Below are 16,212 nucleotides of genomic sequence, written 5' to 3' on the forward strand. Positions count from 1 at the left end.
TCCCGACACATAGACTGCCTGCCGATGGACACACAGGTCGCCGACACGTTGCTGGGCTCGCTGATCGACGGGCGCTACCGCATTCGCGGTCGCGTGGCTCGTGGCGGCATGGCGACCGTGTACACCGCCACCGACGAGCGCCTCGAGCGCACCGTGGCGGTCAAGATCATTCATCCCACCCAGGCGCCGCAGGCGCGGGCCCGGATGGCCGGCTTCGTCGAGCGCTTCACCGACGAGGCGAAGACCATCGCCCGGCTCACCCACCCGAACGTGGTCGCGGTCTACGACCAGGGCATCCACGCCGGCCTGCCGTACCTGGTCATGGAGTACGTCCGTGGCCGCACGCTGCGCGACGTGCTCGCCGAGCGGCGGCGGCTCCGCCCGGACGAGGCGCTCGCCATCGCCGAGCAGATGCTCGCCGCGATCGCCGCCGCCCACCGGGCCGGTCTCGTGCACCGCGACGTCAAGCCGGAGAACGTCCTGGTCGCCGAGGCGCCCACCGGCGCCGGCGGCAACCTCGTCGACAGCGTGGTCAAGGTGGCGGACTTCGGGCTGGCGCGGGCCGTCGAGGCCAGCGCCGAGGAGGACAACGGCAACCAGCTCATGGCGACCGTGGCCTACGTGGCGCCGGAGCTGGTCACCCAGGGGCACGCCGATCCGCGCACCGACGTCTACTCGGCCGGCATCGTGCTGTTCGAGATGCTCACCGGCCGAGTGCCCTACGACGGCGACCGTCCGGTGGAGGTCGCCTGGCAGCACGTCGACCGGGACGTGCCGGCGCCGTCGACCCTGGTCCCGGCGCTGCCGCCGGCCCTCGACGCGCTCGTCGCCCGGGCCACCCGACGGGACCCGGCGGCCCGCCCGGCCGACGCCGGGGCGCTGCTGACCGAGGTCCGGTCCGCACGCGAGGAGCTGGGCGACCCGCACGCGCACACCGCGGTGCTGCGCCAGCTCAGCGACGACACCGCCGTGTTGAGCCAGCCGACCCAGGTGGTGGCCGCCGTCCGCCCGGCCGAGCGGCCGGCCTGGGCCCGGCTGCCGGAGGGGGGCGGCGCACAGCAGCCGCACCGGCGGCGCGCCGACGAGCCGGCGGGGCCGGGTGAACGGCTGGCCGCCCTGCGTACCCGGATCATGGGCTCGCCGCGCGGTCGGCTGGCGGTCGCCGCGGTGGTCGTGGTGCTCGGCCTGGTGGCCGCGGGGGGCGGCTGGTGGTTCGGGGTGGGCCGGTACACGGTCGCGCCGCAACTGGTGAGCCTGACCAAGGCCGAGGCGGAGGCGCAGGCCCAGCGCGGCGGCTTCACGCTGCGCTACGCCGACGCCCGCTACGACGAGAAGGTGCCCAAGGACACCGTGCTCGGGCAGGCGCCGGGCTCGGCCGCCCGGATCGTCAAGGGCGGCACCATCACACTGACGCTGTCCCTGGGCCCGGAGCGACTGCCGGTGCCGGACGTGGTGGGCAAGGACTTCGAACTCGCCCAGACCGAGCTGACCGACGCCAAGCTGGCCCCGGCCAAGGGCGCCTCCCGCTACGACGACGCGTTGCCGGCCGGGGTGGTGCTGGCCACCGACCCCAAGGTGGGCACCGTGGTCAAGCCCGGGTCGAAGGTGACGCTGATCCTCAGCAAGGGCCGCGCCCCGGTGACCGTGCCCAACCTGGTCGGCAAGAACATCAACGAGGCCCGGGGCATCCTCGGGAAGCTCGGGCTGACGGCGGAGGAGAACTACAAGGACTCCGACAAGCCGAAGGACGAGATCCTCGGCCAGAGTCCGGCCGACGGCACCGGCGTGGAGAAGGGCGCGAAGGTCAAGCTGGAGATCAGCAAGGGCCCGCCCCAGGTGGCCGTCCCCCGCGTCATCGACATGCCCTGCCAGCAGGCCAAGCAGACGCTGGAGAGCCAGGGCTTCCCGGTCAATGTCCAGCTCAACCCGAACGGCATCGCCCGGTTGCAGAACCCGGCCGAGAACACGCCGGTGCCACCGGGCACCACGGTCACGGTGACCTGCCTGTGAGCCCGGCGGAGGCGACCGGCGGGCGTCGGCGGGTGGGCTCGCACACGCCCACCTCGGGTGGGCTGGCGCGGGCGGCGCTGCCGTACGCCGAGGCCACCGCGTCCGAGGTGGTGCAGGTCTACGTCTCCAACTCGCGGGGCTGGGCGTTGCCGGCGGGCGACCCGGCGCAGGACGCGTTGTTCCGCGACGGCTGCGGCGAGCGTGGCCTGCCGGTGTTCATCCACGCCTCGCTGCTGGTCAACCTCGGCTCCCCCACCCCGGCGACGGTCGCCCGGTCGGCCGAGACGTTGGCCCACGCGCTGCGCCGGGGCCGGGCCATCGGTGCTGAGGGCGTGGTGTTCCACGCGGGCAGCTCGGTCGACGCCGGGCACGCGGAGGCGGCGCTGCGGCAGGTCCGGGAGTCGCTGCTCCCGTTGCTGGACGAGACCGCGGCCGTCGGCGGGCCGACGCTGCTGGTCGAGCCGAGCGCCGGGGGCGGCCGGTCGCTGGCCTCCCGGGTCGAGCACCTCGGCCCCTACCTGGACGCGGTGGACCGGCATCCGATGCTCGGGGTCTGCTTCGACACCTGTCACGCCTGGGCCGCCGGGCACGACCTGGCCGCCGAGGGCGGCATGACCGCCACGCTGGACACACTGGTCGCCACGGTGGGCGCCGACCGGCTGCGGCTGGTGCACGCCAACGACTCGAAGGACCTGTGCGGCTCCACCCGGGACCGGCACGAGAACATCGGCAAGGGCAGCATCGGCGAGCCGGCGTTCGCCGAGCTGATGCGCCATCCGGCGACCGCCGGCGTGCCGGTGCTCGTGGAGACGCCCACGGAGAAGCACGTCGGCCACGCCGCCGACATCGCCACCCTCAGGCGCCTGCACCCCTGACCGGGAAGAAAAACACCCGCCGCCAGCCAGGCCCGCCCGGTTGATCAAGGAGTTTGCGTCCCGGTCCGCGCCGGAACCGACCCGAACTCCTTGATCACCGAGGCGGCGCGGAGTGCCGGCCAGGCGTGCCTGACGACCGTCAGGCGCGCAGGGCGGCGGTCAGGATCTCGGCGGCGCGGTCGACCTGGGCGTCGGTGACGTCCAGGTGGGTGACCAGCCGGGCGGTACGCGGGCCGAGCACCGAGATCAACAGGCCCTCCGCCCGGGCGGCGGCCGCGAGGGCGTGCGCGTCGAGCGGATGCTTGGTGAGGTCCAGCGGCACGATGTTGGTCCGCACCCCGGCCGCGAGCACGCCGTGCGGGGCGACCGCCTCGGCCAGCCGGGCGGCCTTGGCGTGATCGTCGGCGAGCCGCTCGACGTGGTGCGCCAGCGCGTACCGGCCGGCGGCGGCGAGGACGCCGACCTGCCGCATGCCGCCGCCCATCCGCTTGCGCAGGAACCGGGCCCGGGCGATCTTCTCGGCGCTGCCCACCACCAGCGAGCCGACCGGCGCGCCCAGCCCCTTGGAGAGACACACCGACAGCGTGTCGAACAGCACGCCGTACTCGGCCAGCGGCACCCCGTCGGCCACGTGCGCGTGCCAGATCCGGGCGCCGTCGCAGTGCAGCGCCACCCCGTGCTCGTCGGCGACCTCGCGCATCCGGCGCAGCGTCGACAGCGGGATCACCCCGCCGCCGCCCCGGTTGTGGGTCTGCTCGACCGCGATCGCCCGGGTCGGCACCGCGAAGTAGCCGTCCGGCCGGATCATCCCGACGACCACGTCGGGGTCCAGCTCCGCGCCGACCGCCGGCCAGGTCCGGGTGGAGATTCCGGCGTACGCGGCGGCGGCGCCGACCTCGTACGTGACCACGTGGGCGTCGGCGTCGCAGAGCAGCTCGTCACCGGGAGGAACGAGAAGCTGGAGCGCGAGCTGGTTGGCCATCGAGCCGCTCGGGGCGAACAGCGCCGCCTCGTGCCCGAACCGGGCGGCCACCTCGGCCTCGAGCGCGGTGACGGTCGGGTCCTCGCCGTAGACGTCGTCGCCCACCTCGGCAGTGGCCATCGCCTCCCGCATCGCCGGCGTCGGCCGGGTCACGGTGTCCGTCCGAAGATCGATCACACTATCCACGGTATTCCCTTCGGCTGCCGACTGCGGGGCTCGCAAGCTCACTCCTCGCGTCAGCCACTGTCATCCCTTCGGCTGCCGACTGCGGGGCTCGCAAGCTCACTCCTCGCGTCAGCCACGGAGCATCTCCGCCACCAGGAACGCCAGCTCCAGCGACTGCTGGGTGTTCAGGCGCGGGTCGCAGGCGGTCTCGTACCGGTCGGGCAGGTCGAGGTCCTCGATGCCCTGGGCACCGCCCAGGCACTCGGTGACGTCCTCACCGGTCAGCTCGACGTGCAGACCGCCCGGGTGGGTCTCCAGACCGCGGTGCACCTCGAAGTAGCCGAGCACCTCGTCGACGATCCGGTCGAAGTGCCGGGTCTTGTAGCCGTTGGAGGACTCGTGCGTGTTGCCGTGCATCGGGTCGCACTGCCAGACCACCTTCGCGCCGGTCGCGGTGACCTTGGCGACGATCGGCGGCAGGGCGTCCCGGACCCGGTGGTTGCCCATCCGGCTGATCAGCGTGAGCCGGCCGGGGACATTGTCCGGGTTGAGCTTCTCGCACAGCTCGATCGCCTCGTCCGGCGTGGTGGTGGGGCCGAGCTTGACGCCGATCGGGTTGGCGATCCGGGAGATGAAGTCGATGTGCGCCCCGTCGATCTGCCGGGTCCGCTCGCCGATCCAGAGGAAGTGCCCGGACAGGCCGTACGCCCGGCGGTCGGAGATCCGGGTGAGGGCCCGGTCGTACTCCAGCGCGAGCGCCTCGTGGGAGCAGTAGAGCGTGACCGTGCGCAGGGCCTCCTCGTCGGTCATCCCGCAGGCCCGGATGAAGGCGATGGCGCGGTCGATCTCCCGGGCGATCGCCTCGTAGCGCTCACCGGCCGGGGACTGCCGGACGAAGTCCTTGTTCCAGTCGTGCACCGCGTGCAGGTCGGCCAGCCCGCCGGCCAGGTAGGCCCGCATCATGTTCATCGCGGCGGCCGAGTTCGCGTACGCCCGGATCATGCGCTGCGGGTCGGCGACCCGCGCCTCCGGCGTGGCCTCCAGCGAGTTGATCATGTCGCCACGGTAGGCGGGCAGGCCTCGCGCGTCGGTGGGCAGCGACCGGGGCTTGGTGTACTGCCCGGCGACCCGGGCCACCTTGATCACCGGCAGCGACGCGCCGTAGGTGAGCACGATCGCCATCTGGAGCAGGGTGCGGGCGTTGGCCAGCAGGTGGCTCTCGGTGTTGTCGGCGAACGTCTCCGCGCAGTCGCCGCCCTGGAGCAGGAACGCCTTGCCCTCGCAGACCATGGCCAGTCGCCGCCGCAGCTGGTCGACCTCGTAGGGCGCGACCACGGACGGCACCGTGTCGAGCACGGTGCAGACCTCGGCGACCTGCGCGGGATCGTTCCACGGCGGGGTCTGCGCGCGCGGCAACTCCCGCCAGCGGTCGAGGCCGAGGGCCACGTCCTCGGCGGAGTCGGCGGTCGGGCGGCTGGTCTGCAGACCAGTGCTGCCCACGGCGGGGTGACTCAGCTGATGCCACTCATGGCGCATGAAGGGAAGCGTACGGCGACCGCCGGGGACGCTCCACCCCGAGGGGGACGGTTCCGGTGCGTGGGAGATCCACGCCAGCCGGCGCCCCGGGTCAGGGTGTGCCGGCCGGCTGGGCGGAGTTGCCGCCCTGTGCCTCGCCGGCGATGCACCAGTCCGCGCCGGTGCGGGTGACCGTGAACAGCAGCGCGCGGGTGGCCGTCTCGGAGCCGGCGGCGACCGTGATCGAGGCGCTCACCTCCTGGCCACGCGGCCCGGTCCGGACGTCGGTGATGGTGGCCCGCGACACCGTGAAATGGTCGGCGAAGTCGCCGTTGGGCCCGGTGGCGGCCGTGTCGAAAGCGGCCTGGAGCGGGGCGCAGAGCTGGCTGCGGCCGGCGGCGACGTCGCGGGCGGCCAGCGCCTCGAGGTACGCCTGCACCCGCTCCCGGCTCTTGGTGGCCGCCTCCTGCGCCGGCGCCTGCTGGGTCGCGGACGCGGAACCCTCGGCGCTCCCGGCGCTCTTGTCGTCGCCGCAGGCGGTCAGCGCGACCGGCAGGAGCGCGAGCGCGACGGCGGCGGTCACCACCCTCCGGTGCTGCTGACCCATCGATCCTCCCATCGGCGCCGGGGCACCGTGACGTGCCCGGCCGGCGAGTGTGTCACACCGACCCGCGCCGGTCGCCGGCCTCCCCCATCCTCGCCTCGATCACCCCGTTCGGCCAGGCGGCGCGCCTGCCGGCCCCGACCCGGCCGGACGGTCACTAGTCTCGGGTGGCGCGGCGGCCCCGGACCGCGCTTCCCGGAGGTGACGAACCATCCTCACCGTGACATCCGTCGACACCGCGTGGCTGCCCCCGGCCGAACGGTTCGACTTCTGGCAGGACCTCGTCGCGCGGCAGTCGACGACGGCCACGATCCGGAGCGCGTACACGGACGACTTCACCGCCTCGGCCCGCGTGCTCGATCTCGGCACGCTCCGCCTCGGCGTGTGGCGTTACCCGCCCCTGGAACTCATCCGCTCCGCGCGCATGATCGACAGCGGCGATCCGGAGCTGTACCACCTCGCCCTGCCGTTGTCCGGGCGCGGGGTGGTGACCCAGCAGCGCCGCGAGGCGCCGCTCGACCCGTCGGCGTTCACCCTCGTCGACACCGTCCGACCACACGGCTCCCGGTTGCGGGCGGACGGCGCGACGCCGTCGGCGGCGGTGGAGACGTTGACCGTCCTGGTGCCGCACCGGGCGTTGCCGGTGGCCCCGCACCGGCTGGCGGAGCTGTTCGCCGCCGGGATCCCGGCGCGCACCGGGATGGGCGCGCTGCTCGCCGCGTTCCTGCGGCGGATCGTCGCGCATCCGGAGCAGTACGCGACGGCCGACGTCCCGCACCTCGACCGGATCGCGCTGGACCTGATCGCCGGCGCCCTGGCCGGGCGGCTGGACGTCACGCGGGAGCTGCCTGTCGACACCCGGGTCACCGGGCTCCGGGTGCGGGTGGCGGCGTTCGTCCGGCGGCACCTGACCGATCCGGGGCTCTCCCCGGCCGCCGTCGCGGCGGCGCACCACCTGTCGTTGCGGTCGCTGCACCGGCTCTTCGAGGGCACCGGTACGACGGTCGGTGGCCTGATCCGCGCCGGCCGGCTGGAGCGGGCGGCCCGGGACCTGGCCGACCCGGCGCTGCGGCGGCTGACCGTCGCGCAGATCGGCGCCCGGTGCGGGTTCACGCACCCGGCGCACTTCAGCCGCGTGTTCCGGAGCGCCTACGGGTGGTCCCCGGGCGAGCACCGGCAACGGGCCGCCCGGGGTTGACCACGCGGGCGGGGAGGGGCTGGTGCGGCCCCTCCCCGCCGGGTGGGTGGTGCGTCGGCCCTCGGCTCAGCCGAGACCGCCCTTGATGGCGCCGATCAGCTCACCGTTGCTGGTGTCTCCGGAGAGCTCCCAGAAGAAGGCGCCACCGAGGCCCTGGGTGTTGGCGTAGCTCATCTTCCCGCCGATGGTGGCCGGGGTGTCGTAGCTCCACCAGTTGCTGCCGCACTTGGCGTACGCCGTGCCGCCGACCGTGGCCGTGGCCGGGCAGGTGTTCTTGAGGACCTTGTAGTCCTCGATGCCGGCCTCGTAGGTGCCCGGGGCCGCGCCGGTGGCGGTGCCGCCGGGTGCGGTCTGGGTCACGCCGGTCCAGCCGCGTCCGTAGAAGCCGATGCCGAGCAGCAGCTTGTTGGCCGGCACGCCCTTGGACTTGAGCTTCTGGATGGCCGCGTCGGACCAGAAGCCCTGCTGCGGGATGCCGCTGTAGGAGTAGAGCGGGGAGTGCGGGGCGGTCGGCCCCTGTGCGTTGAACGCGCCGAAGTAGTCGTACGTCATCGGCATCAGCCAGTTGAGGTTGGTCGCCGCGCCGGCGTAGTCGGTCGCGTCGATCTTGCCGCCGTTGCTGCCGTCGGCGGTGATCGCCGCGGTGACCAGGAAGCTGGAGCCGAACTTGCTCCGCAGCGCCGAGACCACGTTCTTGAACGCGTTCGGGCCGCTGGCGTCGCACTGGAGGCCGCAGGCGTTCGGGTACTCCCAGTCGACGTCGATGCCGTCGAAGACGTCCGCCCAGCGCGGGTCCTTGACCAGCGAGTAGCAGGAGTCGGCGAACGCGGCCGGGTTCTGCGCGGCCTGGGTGAAGCCGGCCGACCAGGTCCAGCCGCCGAAGGACCAGAGCACCTTCAGGTTCGGGTACATCTTCTTCAGCTTGCGGAGCTGGTTGAAGCTGCCGCGCAGCGGCTGGTCCCAGGTGTCGGCCACGCCGTCGACGCTGTCCGCCGCGGTGTACGCCTTGTCGTAGTCGGCGTAGCTGTCCCCGATGCTGCACCGTCCGCCGGTGGTGTTGCCGAAGGCGTACAGGATGTGGGTCAGCTTCGCGGCGGAGCCGCTGGTGTGGATGTTCTTGACGTGGTAGTTGCGGCCGTAGACGCCCCACTCGGCGAAGTAGCCGACCACCTTCTTGCCACCGGTCGGCGGCGTGGTGGTGGGGGGCGGCGTGGTCGGCGGCGGCGTGGTGGGCGGCGCCGTCGTCGTCGGCGGCTTGGTGGTCGGTGCGGTGGTGGTCGGCGGGGCGGTCGTCGGGGTGCCGCCACCGGCGCAGGAGCCGCCGTTGACGGTGCAGTTCAGCGGCCCCTTGTACGCCCCGGTGCCGTTGTAGCCCCAGTTGAAGCTGGCCCCGGGCGCGAGCGACCCGGCCCAGCTCTTGTTGACCGCCACGTAGTGGTCGCCGGTGCGGGTCACGTCGGCGTCCCAGGAGCTGCTGATCGAGGTGCCGGAGGGCAGGTCGAACTCGATGCGCCAGCCGTTCACGCTGGCGCCGGTGCCGTTGGTGACGGTCACCCGCCCCTCGTGACCGGTCCCCCAGTCCTGCACCTTGGTGAACGTGGCGGTGACGCTGCCGGCAGCCGACGCGGTGGTCATGGGCACCGCGGCGACCGCGAGCGCGACCACGGCGCCGGTGGCCCAGAGGGCCCGGCGGAGCGATCTCTTCATACGGCGTCTCCCCAAACAGTTAGGAAACTTTCCAAATCGATTGCTGAGACGCTACTCACGCCGTCATCAGTTCGTCAAGATGCAGATGCGTCGATTTCACGGGTGGCGCGGGGCGACACCGACGACGGCCCGTAGCCTCGTCGCATGACCGTTTTCGACGTGCAGATCGATGCCCTCACCGGCGGCCCGGCCGACCTCGACCGCTACCGCGGCCGCGCCCTGCTGGTGGTCAACGTGGCCTCCCACTGCGGCCTCACCCCGCAGTACGCGGGCCTCCAGGCGCTCGCCGACGCGTACGCGCAGCGCGGGCTCACCGTGCTCGGGGTGCCGTGCAACCAGTTCGCCGGCCAGGAGCCGGGCGGCGCGGCCGAGATCGAGGAGTTCTGCCAGGTGAACTACGGCGTGACCTTCCCGCTCACGGAGAAGGTCGACGTCAACGGCGCGGACCGGCACCCGCTCTACGCCGAACTGGTGGGCGCGCCGGACGCCGAGGGGCACACCGGCGACGTGCGCTGGAACTTCGAGAAGTTCCTGGTCGCGCCGGACGGCGCGGTGGCCGCCCGGTTCGCCCCCCAGGTCACGCCCGACGACCCCGAGCTGCGGGCGGCGATCGAGAAGGTGCTGCCGGCCTGAGCGCACGCCGCAGCGGCGTACCTCCCGCCGGAGGCACGCCGCTCGCGGTGCGCGGGTCAGCCGGCCGCGGACCGGAAGACCGGGTAGTAGCCGCCGGACTGCCCGGCGGCCGTCGGGTGGTACGAGATGGTCAGGTTCAGCACGTTCAACGCGTGCAGCCACTTGGTGCCGTAGCTGCACAGCTGGTGCCCGACGAAAATGGACCGGACGTCGGCGAACGTGAAGCCGGCGGAGGTGGCGGCCGTGCGGGTGATGTCGTCGAGCAGGTTGATGCCCTCGTTGATCTTCGCCCGGGAGGTGGCGGTGAGTCCGACGCAGACGGTGCCGAGCTGGTAGAAGACCGGGTAGCCGACCACCACGACACGCGCCGAGGGGGCCCGGCTCTTGATGCCGTTGTAGACGTTGGCGAGCCGGCCGGGCATCTGGGTGCGGGCCACGTTCATGGCCGCGTTCACGGCCGACACGCACTGCGTCTCACCCTGGAGCACGCAGGTGCTCATGATGTTGGCGAAGCCGACGTCGTTGCCGCCGATCGTGACGCTGACCAGCGTGGTGGTCGAGGAGAGCGCGGAGAGTTGGCCGTTGATCACGTCCGCCGTGGTGGCGCCGGAGCAGGCGACCGAGCGGTACGAGGCCGGCCGAATGTTGGCGTTGTAGAGCGCCGGGTAGGCGTTGGTGCTGCGTAGGCAGTTGCCGCTCTCCGAGGTGTAGCTGTCGGCGCCGACGCCGGAGGCGTACGAGTCGCCGAGCGCGACGTACCGGTCGGACGGGGACGCCTGGGCGGGCGCGGCGGCCAGGGACAGCGAGACCCCGATCGAGGCGGCCAGGGACAGGGCGAGGGTGGCAAGACGGGATCTCCGCACGTCGCACTCCTGGGGGTGGGAAGTGGTGGTGAGAGATTGATATCAATGAGATCACTAAACAGGGAAGATCATCGATTCGCTGTACCTGCCCATAGAGACTTGTCGTTACAAATCGTTGCCGGCCCGAGACAGCAACCTGAAGGTTTCCGCCGGGCGAACAACCTACCTTCGCGGTCGGGAATGTGGTGGGGCCTCGACCGGGTTGGGACCGGACATGACAACTGTGGGACTGATCGGCAGCGGTAACATCGGCGGCACCGTGGCCCGGCTCGCGGTGGACGCGGGCCACCAGGTGGTGCTCAGCAACTCGCGGGGCCCGGAGACGCTCCAGGACCTGGTGACCGAGCTGGGCCCCCGGGCCCGGGCGGCCACCCCCGAGGAGGCGGCGACCGCCGGCGACCTGGTGGTCGTCACGATCCCGCTGCGGGCCTACCGCCAGGTGCCGGCCGCACCGCTCGCCGGCAAGATCGTGATCGACACGAACAACTACTACCCGGAACGCGACGGCAGCGTCCCCGAGCTGGACGACGAGTCGACCACCACCAGCGAACTGCTCCAGCGGCACCTGCCGGAGTCACGCGTGGTCAAGGGCTTCAACAACATCTACTTCGGGCACCTGCGGGCGCTGGGCCGCCCGGCCGGCGCCGCGGACCGGACCGCCCTGCCGATCGCCGGCGACGACGAGGCCGCCAAGGCCACCGTCACCGCGTTCCTCGACTCGCTGGGCTACGACGCCGTCGACGTCGGGCCGCTCGCCGAGGGCTGGCGGTTCCAGCGGGACACCACCGCGTACGCCGGTCTCTACACCACCGACGGCGACTGGGAGCGGCCGGCGCCGGCCGGCGCGCAGCGGTTGCGCGCCGCACTCGCCGCCGCCCGCCGCTACGCCGACGGCTGACGCACATCCGTCCGGCGGCCGGTCACACCCGGTCGCCGGGCGGCGCCGGGCCCGCCGGTGACCGGTTCAGACCGGCCCGCCGGTGGCCGGTTCAGACCGGCCCGCCGGTGGCCGGTTCAGACCGGCCCGCCGGTGACCGGTTCAGACCGGGCGGCGGCCAGCGAAGCCGCACTCCACCCGGTGGTACCAGCGGACGTCGGTGTCCCCCTCCAGCCAGCACCAGAGCACCGCGCGGCCGTCGCGCTCACCCGGGAAGTCGAGCAGCACCGGTGCGATGCCCTTGACCTCGATGTCGTGCTGGTGGAACTCGTCCACCACGGCGTGCAGTCGGGCCTCGATGGCCTTCACCTCGGCGAGCCCGCCGAGCGTGCTGGCGCCGTGGTCGGCCAGGTCGACCCGCAGCTCGGCGAGATCGGCCCGCAACCTGATCAGCTCATCGACGCGGGGACGCAGGGTGGCCACCAGGTGTCGCGCCTGGGCGAGAGTGAACACCGGGTCAGTATGCGACACGTGCTCCGCCCCTGTCGCTGGAGCCTTTGCAGGCGATCGGCGGCCCGGGAGCACCAGCAGGCGACGCACAGCGAGTTGTCGAGCGGGGCCCCGCCTCTACCGGAAACGTTGAGCGGGGCCCGGCCTCACACCTGGGCGGCGAGTTCGCGGGCGCGGTCGCGGGCCGCCTCCAGCGCCGCCAGCATGGCCGCGCGTACGCCGTGGTTCTCCAGCTCCCGGATCGCGGAGATGGTGGTGCCGGCCGGCGAGGTGACCGCCTCGCGCAGCTTCACCGGGTGTTCGCCGGAGTCGCGCAGCATCATCGCGGAGCCGATCGCGGTCTGCACGATCAGCTCGTGCGCCACCTGACGCGGCAGGCCGAGCAGGATGCCGGCGTCGATCATGGCCTCGACGAGCAGGTAGAAATAGGCGGGACCGGAGCCGGAGAGCGCGGTCACCGCGTCCTGCTGCGACTCGGGCACCCGGATGGTGGCGCCGAGCGGGGAGAACATCTCCTCGGCCAGCGCCAGGTGCGCCGCGGTGGCGTGCGCGCCGGGCGAGATCGCGCTCATCGCCTGGTCGACGAGCGCCGGGGTGTTGGTCATCACCCGGACCACCGGGGTGCCCTCGGGCAGCCGCCGGTTGAAGAAGCCGGTGGGCAGGCCGGCGCAGAGCGAGATGACCAGCTTGCCGGCGGGGACCTTCGGGCCGATCTCGTCGAGCAGGGCGGCGGCGTCCTGCGGCTTGACCGAGACGGCCAGCACATCGGCCTCGTTCACGGCGGTCGGGTTGTCCACCACCCGTACGCCGTAGCGCTCGGTCAGCTCCTGCGCGCGGGCCGGCCGGCGCGCGGTGGCGAGCAGCCGGTCCACCGGCCAGCCGGAGCGCAGCAGCCCGGAGAGCATCAACTCGCCGATCTTGCCCGCGCCGATCACCGCGACCGTGTTCCCGCCCACCGCGCCTCCTCGTCAGACGACTGTGAGAAGGGGCCCCTGCTATGCACGAGGCGTTAACAAGGGGCCCCTCCTTCGCACCTCAACTGCCGAAGAAGACCTCGGCCTCTTCGTAGCGCTCCAGCGGCACGGTCTTCAGCTCGCGGGTGGCCTCGGCCAGCGGGACGCGGACGATGTCGGTGCTCTGCATCGCGACCATCTTGCCCCAGTCGCCCTCGTGCACCGCGTCGATGGCCTGGAGGCCGAGCCGGGTGGCGAGCACCCGGTCGAACGCGGTCGGGGTGCCGCCGCGCTGGATGTGGCCGAGCACCACGGTGCGGGCCTCCTTGCCGGTCTTCGCCTCCAACTGCTCGGCGAGCCACTGGCCGATGCCGCCGAGGCGGACGTGGCCGAAGGAGTCCAGCTCCTGGTTGTGCAGCACCATCTGGCCGTCCAGCGGCTGGGCGCCCTCGGCGACCACGACGATCGGGGCGTACTGGTGCTGGAAGCGCTTCTCGACGTAGCCGGCGACCTGCTCGACGTCGAACTGCCGCTCCGGCAGCAGGATCACGTTGGCGCCACCGGCGAGGCCGGCGTGCAGGGCGATCCAGCCGGCGTGCCGGCCCATCACCTCGACGACGAGCGTGCGGTGGTGGCTCTCCGCGGTGGTGTGCAGCCGGTCGATCGCCTCCATCGCGATGTTGACCGCGGTGTCGAAGCCGAACGTGTAGTCGGTGGCGCCCAGGTCGTTGTCGATCGTCTTCGGCACGCCGACCACGTTGACGCCCAGCTCGTGGAGCTTGGTGGCGACGCCGAGCGTGTCCTCGCCGCCGATCGCGACCAGCGCGTCCACGCCCTGCGCGGCCAGGTTCTCCTTGATCCGCTCCACGCCGTTCTCGATCTTGAACGGGTTGGTGCGGGACGAGCCGAGGATGGTGCCGCCGCGCGGCAGGATGCCGCGGACCTCCGCGATGCCCAGCGGCTTGGTCAGCCCCTCGAGCGGGCCCTTCCAGCCGTCCCGGAAGCCCACGAACTCGTGACCGTAGGTGGCGACGCCCTTGCGGACCACCGCCCGAATCACCGCGTTGAGACCAGGGCAGTCGCCGCCGCCGGTGAGCACGCCGATACGCATGATCTGCTCATCCTCCTGAAGCATCAGGTGAAGCCCGGATTAAGCCCCAGGATATGTGTCGGATCAGACCATCGGCGCCATTGCCGGCCCGGGGCGGGCCGTCACTGCGAACTGTAGTCGGCGCACGTGTACGCCGGCACCGCGCCCCGGCCCGTCCCGCCGCCGGACCGACTACCGGTCAGTAGCCGACCTCGTGGTTCTCCCCCGCCTTCGGCGGCTTCCCGGTCACCGCCGCCTTGGCGAAACCGAGCAGGTTGACCACCGTGCTGCCGGGCGAGTCCCAGTACTCCGCCGAGCCGGCGTGCACCTTGATCAGGGTGATCCCCGGCGTCTGGAGGCCGTCCGGGAACCATGCCTTGAGCAGCGGGTTCCACAGGTCCTTCGCGCGGTCGGCGTCCCACTCCTCGGTGGCGGTGCCGGCCACCGACACCCAGGCGTTGTGCTTCTGGTCGGAGAAGCCGACATTGACCTGCGGGTTCACCCGGATCTGCCGGATCTTGGCGGAGTCGGCGTACGCGAAGAACCACAGGTCGCCGTCGAAGTCGGCCTCCTGGAGGCCCATCGGCCGGCTGACCAGTCGCCCGTCGACGGCGCTGGTGGTGAGCAGGCAGATCCGGACGTCCCGGATCAGCTCGGTGACCTTGCGCCGGGCGTCCGCGGCGCTGGTCGGTTCGTTGCTCATGGGGCACTCCTGTCTCGGATCGGCGTGATGCCGCCTCCGGTGCCCCGGGCAGAACGGGTCAAACCTGCCGTGCCAACCGGGCCGGCGCTCAGCGCGTGATCATCGCCCGCCAGCGGGCCAGGTTGTGCCGGGCGTCAACGAGCGCGTCGTGCCGGCCGGCCTCGGCCTCCGGCAGCCGCGGCCGGCCCCGGTCGTCCCAGAGTTGCCGCAGCTCCTTGGTGAACCGGGGGATCTCCCGGGGCAGCGCCGGCATGGCGCCCCAGAGCTGGGCCAGCACCACGTGGTCGTACGCGGCGTACCAGGCCCACAGCTCCAACTGCTCGCCCGGACGGTCCCGCACCGGGGCCAGCAGGAACTCGTGCAGGTCGTCCCGGATCCGCTCCCGGGAACGCCAGGCCCGGTCGGCCGGCGAGGGGAGCTTGTCCAGCACGTTGCGCCGCACCCAGGGCACCGCCCGGGAGTCGTCGAACTCGGTGGAGACCGCGTAGAACTCGCGGCCGTACTCGTCGACGACGCCGATCGACACCAGATCGACGGTGCGGCCGTCCTCGATGAATTCGCAGTCGTAGAAGTAGCGGTAGACCATCGGTCCCATCCTCGCCCATCGGCTCCGCCGGGCCGTCGCCGGGGCGTCCACCGAGGTCGGCGCGGACCGGCCACCCGGTCGGCCATGGTCACGGAAGTGTCTCCGGGGGTGTACAGCACGCTACCGGCGCGTCATGATCTGATGTGTACCGCCGTCGGGCGCCGAACCGGTTGAACTGCCTCGTACCGGGACTGACCGCTTCACCCGGTGTGCGAGCTGGTGACTTCTGACCGGGGAGGGGTTGAGCCGTGGAGTCTCGCCTGCCGGAGCCGGGTGACGCGCTCACGGGCGTGGAGATGTTCGCCGGGCTGGAGCCGGAGGTGCGGCAGCGGGTCATCGCCGCGGCCGTGCCGCGCACGTACCGCAAGGGCCAGCTCCTCTTCGTCGAGAACGACCCCGGCGAGTCGCTGATCGTGCTGCGTCGCGGCGCGGTGGCGGTGTTCCGCACCGCGCCCACCGGCGAGCGCGCCGTACTGTCGGTGATCCGACCCCCGGACGTGCTCGGGGAGGTCTCCCTGCTGGACGCCTCGACCCGGTCGGCCTCGGCGGAGGCGATCGAGGACTGCGCCGCGCTGGCGCTGTCCCGGCCCGCCTTCATGGAGCTGGTGCACTCCAACCCGCGCATCCTGGACGCGGTGATGCGCTCGCTCGGCCAGCTCATCCGCCGGCTCACCGAGCAGAACGCCGACCACGTCTTCCTCGACCTGCCCGGCCGGGTGGCCAAGACGCTGGTCCGGCTGGCCGGCGAGAGCCAGGCCCCGATGATCACGATCGAGCTGAACCAGAGCCAGCTCGCCGAGATGGCCGGCGGCTCGCGGCAGAGCGTCAACCAGGCCATCGGCTCGTTCGCCAGCCGCGGCTGGCTGCGCACCGAGGGGCGCCGGATCGTGGTCACCGACGTGGCCGCGCTGCGCCGCCGCGCCGGCATGAGCGACCGCTAG

Annotated in this window: 16 protein-coding genes; 6 read left to right on the plus strand and 10 right to left on the minus strand. The window is 72.5% G+C overall.

Going from position 1 to position 16,212, the window contains the following annotated elements:
* Positions 1–24: 24 nt before the first annotated feature.
* Positions 25–2,010: a Stk1 family PASTA domain-containing Ser/Thr kinase gene (gene pknB, locus ACZ6O5_RS22675; protein ID WP_465979840.1), complete on the plus strand. Its 1,986-nt coding sequence runs from the start codon at positions 25–27 to the stop codon at positions 2,008–2,010.
* Positions 2,007–2,885, plus strand: coding sequence for a deoxyribonuclease IV (locus ACZ6O5_RS22680; RefSeq protein WP_465979841.1), 879 nt, complete (start codon positions 2,007–2,009; stop codon positions 2,883–2,885). The genes pknB and ACZ6O5_RS22680 overlap by 4 nt, the downstream gene beginning before the upstream one ends.
* 139 nt (positions 2,886–3,024) lie before the next feature.
* On the opposite strand, the gene ACZ6O5_RS22685 is transcribed toward ACZ6O5_RS22680, so the two are convergent.
* The 3 genes from ACZ6O5_RS22685 to ACZ6O5_RS22695 form a co-directional block, all read right to left on the minus strand.
* A complete protein-coding gene (locus tag ACZ6O5_RS22685; RefSeq protein ID WP_465979842.1) occupies positions 3,025–4,044 on the minus strand; it encodes a threonine aldolase family protein in 1,020 nt (339 codons plus the stop codon).
* A 117-nt stretch (positions 4,045–4,161) separates the two neighbouring features.
* Complete coding sequence (locus ACZ6O5_RS22690; protein WP_465979843.1) at positions 4,162–5,568, minus strand: class II 3-deoxy-7-phosphoheptulonate synthase; 1,407 nt, start codon at positions 5,566–5,568, stop codon at positions 4,162–4,164.
* A gap of 91 nt (positions 5,569–5,659) precedes the next feature.
* Complete coding sequence (locus ACZ6O5_RS22695) at positions 5,660–6,154, minus strand: hypothetical protein (protein WP_465979844.1); 495 nt, start codon at positions 6,152–6,154, stop codon at positions 5,660–5,662.
* Positions 6,155–6,371: 217 nt separating this feature from the next.
* Here ACZ6O5_RS22695 and ACZ6O5_RS22700 point away from each other — a divergent pair, with 217 nt between their 5' ends.
* Entirely contained in the window at positions 6,372–7,349 is a 978-nt protein-coding gene (locus ACZ6O5_RS22700; RefSeq protein ID WP_465979845.1) for an AraC-like ligand-binding domain-containing protein, read from the plus strand.
* Between the two features lie 66 nt (positions 7,350–7,415).
* Here the strand turns inward: ACZ6O5_RS22700 and ACZ6O5_RS22705 are convergent, their stop codons facing one another.
* Entirely contained in the window at positions 7,416–9,056 is a 1,641-nt protein-coding gene (locus ACZ6O5_RS22705) for a glycosyl hydrolase family 18 protein (protein ID WP_431935534.1), read from the minus strand.
* A 144-nt stretch (positions 9,057–9,200) separates the two neighbouring features.
* On the opposite strand from ACZ6O5_RS22705, the gene ACZ6O5_RS22710 reads away from it, so the two are divergent.
* Positions 9,201–9,689, plus strand: coding sequence for a glutathione peroxidase (locus ACZ6O5_RS22710; RefSeq protein ID WP_465979846.1), 489 nt, complete (start codon positions 9,201–9,203; stop codon positions 9,687–9,689).
* A gap of 56 nt (positions 9,690–9,745) precedes the next feature.
* Here ACZ6O5_RS22710 and ACZ6O5_RS22715 read toward each other — a convergent pair whose 3' ends face one another.
* Positions 9,746–10,552, minus strand: coding sequence for an SGNH/GDSL hydrolase family protein (locus tag ACZ6O5_RS22715; protein WP_107159882.1), 807 nt, complete (start codon positions 10,550–10,552; stop codon positions 9,746–9,748).
* A 214-nt stretch (positions 10,553–10,766) separates the two neighbouring features.
* On the opposite strand from ACZ6O5_RS22715, the gene ACZ6O5_RS22720 reads away from it, so the two are divergent.
* Positions 10,767–11,450 (plus strand): NADPH-dependent F420 reductase, encoded by a 684-nt coding sequence (locus tag ACZ6O5_RS22720; protein WP_465979847.1) that lies wholly within the window; start codon positions 10,767–10,769, stop codon positions 11,448–11,450.
* Positions 11,451–11,591: 141 nt separating this feature from the next.
* Here the strand turns inward: ACZ6O5_RS22720 and ACZ6O5_RS22725 are convergent, their stop codons facing one another.
* The 5 genes from ACZ6O5_RS22725 to ACZ6O5_RS22745 form a co-directional block, all read right to left on the minus strand.
* Positions 11,592–11,942 (minus strand): DUF2203 domain-containing protein, encoded by a 351-nt coding sequence (locus ACZ6O5_RS22725; RefSeq protein WP_281936668.1) that lies wholly within the window; start codon positions 11,940–11,942, stop codon positions 11,592–11,594.
* A 143-nt stretch (positions 11,943–12,085) separates the two neighbouring features.
* Complete coding sequence (gene proC, locus ACZ6O5_RS22730) at positions 12,086–12,895, minus strand: pyrroline-5-carboxylate reductase (protein WP_465979848.1); 810 nt, start codon at positions 12,893–12,895, stop codon at positions 12,086–12,088.
* Positions 12,896–12,974: 79 nt separating this feature from the next.
* Entirely contained in the window at positions 12,975–14,003 is a 1,029-nt protein-coding gene (locus tag ACZ6O5_RS22735; RefSeq protein ID WP_281938502.1) for a 6-phosphofructokinase, read from the minus strand.
* A 178-nt stretch (positions 14,004–14,181) separates the two neighbouring features.
* On the minus strand, positions 14,182–14,685 hold the full coding sequence (locus ACZ6O5_RS22740) for a pyridoxamine 5'-phosphate oxidase family protein (RefSeq protein ID WP_465979849.1): 504 nt from the start codon (positions 14,683–14,685) through the stop codon (positions 14,182–14,184).
* A gap of 88 nt (positions 14,686–14,773) precedes the next feature.
* Positions 14,774–15,271 carry a polyadenylate-specific 3'-exoribonuclease AS gene (locus ACZ6O5_RS22745; protein ID WP_465979850.1) on the minus strand — a complete coding sequence of 166 codons (498 nt, stop codon included), beginning with the start codon at positions 15,269–15,271 and terminating at the stop codon, positions 14,774–14,776.
* A gap of 248 nt (positions 15,272–15,519) precedes the next feature.
* Between ACZ6O5_RS22745 and ACZ6O5_RS22750 the strand changes: the two genes are divergently transcribed.
* On the plus strand, positions 15,520–16,212 hold the full coding sequence (locus ACZ6O5_RS22750) for a Crp/Fnr family transcriptional regulator (RefSeq protein ID WP_091059444.1): 693 nt from the start codon (positions 15,520–15,522) through the stop codon (positions 16,210–16,212).

The organism is Micromonospora sp. NPDC049201 (genome assembly GCF_055586805.1).

Coding starts and splice junctions, on each gene's coding strand:
- ACZ6O5_RS22690 (WP_465979843.1), bottom strand. CDS start 5,568: ATGCGCCATGAGTGGCATCAGCTGAGTCACCCCGCCGTGGGCAGCACT.
- ACZ6O5_RS22735 (WP_281938502.1), bottom strand. CDS start 14,003: ATGCGTATCGGCGTGCTCACCGGCGGCGGCGACTGCCCTGGTCTCAAC.
- ACZ6O5_RS22695 (WP_465979844.1), bottom strand. CDS start 6,154: ATGGGTCAGCAGCACCGGAGGGTGGTGACCGCCGCCGTCGCGCTCGCG.
- ACZ6O5_RS22745 (WP_465979850.1), bottom strand. CDS start 15,271: ATGGTCTACCGCTACTTCTACGACTGCGAATTCATCGAGGACGGCCGC.
- ACZ6O5_RS22710 (WP_465979846.1), top strand. CDS start 9,201: ATGACCGTTTTCGACGTGCAGATCGATGCCCTCACCGGCGGCCCGGCC.
- pknB (WP_465979840.1), top strand. CDS start 25: ATGGACACACAGGTCGCCGACACGTTGCTGGGCTCGCTGATCGACGGG.
- ACZ6O5_RS22740 (WP_465979849.1), bottom strand. CDS start 14,685: ATGAGCAACGAACCGACCAGCGCCGCGGACGCCCGGCGCAAGGTCACC.
- ACZ6O5_RS22720 (WP_465979847.1), top strand. CDS start 10,767: ATGACAACTGTGGGACTGATCGGCAGCGGTAACATCGGCGGCACCGTG.
- ACZ6O5_RS22705 (WP_431935534.1), bottom strand. CDS start 9,056: ATGAAGAGATCGCTCCGCCGGGCCCTCTGGGCCACCGGCGCCGTGGTC.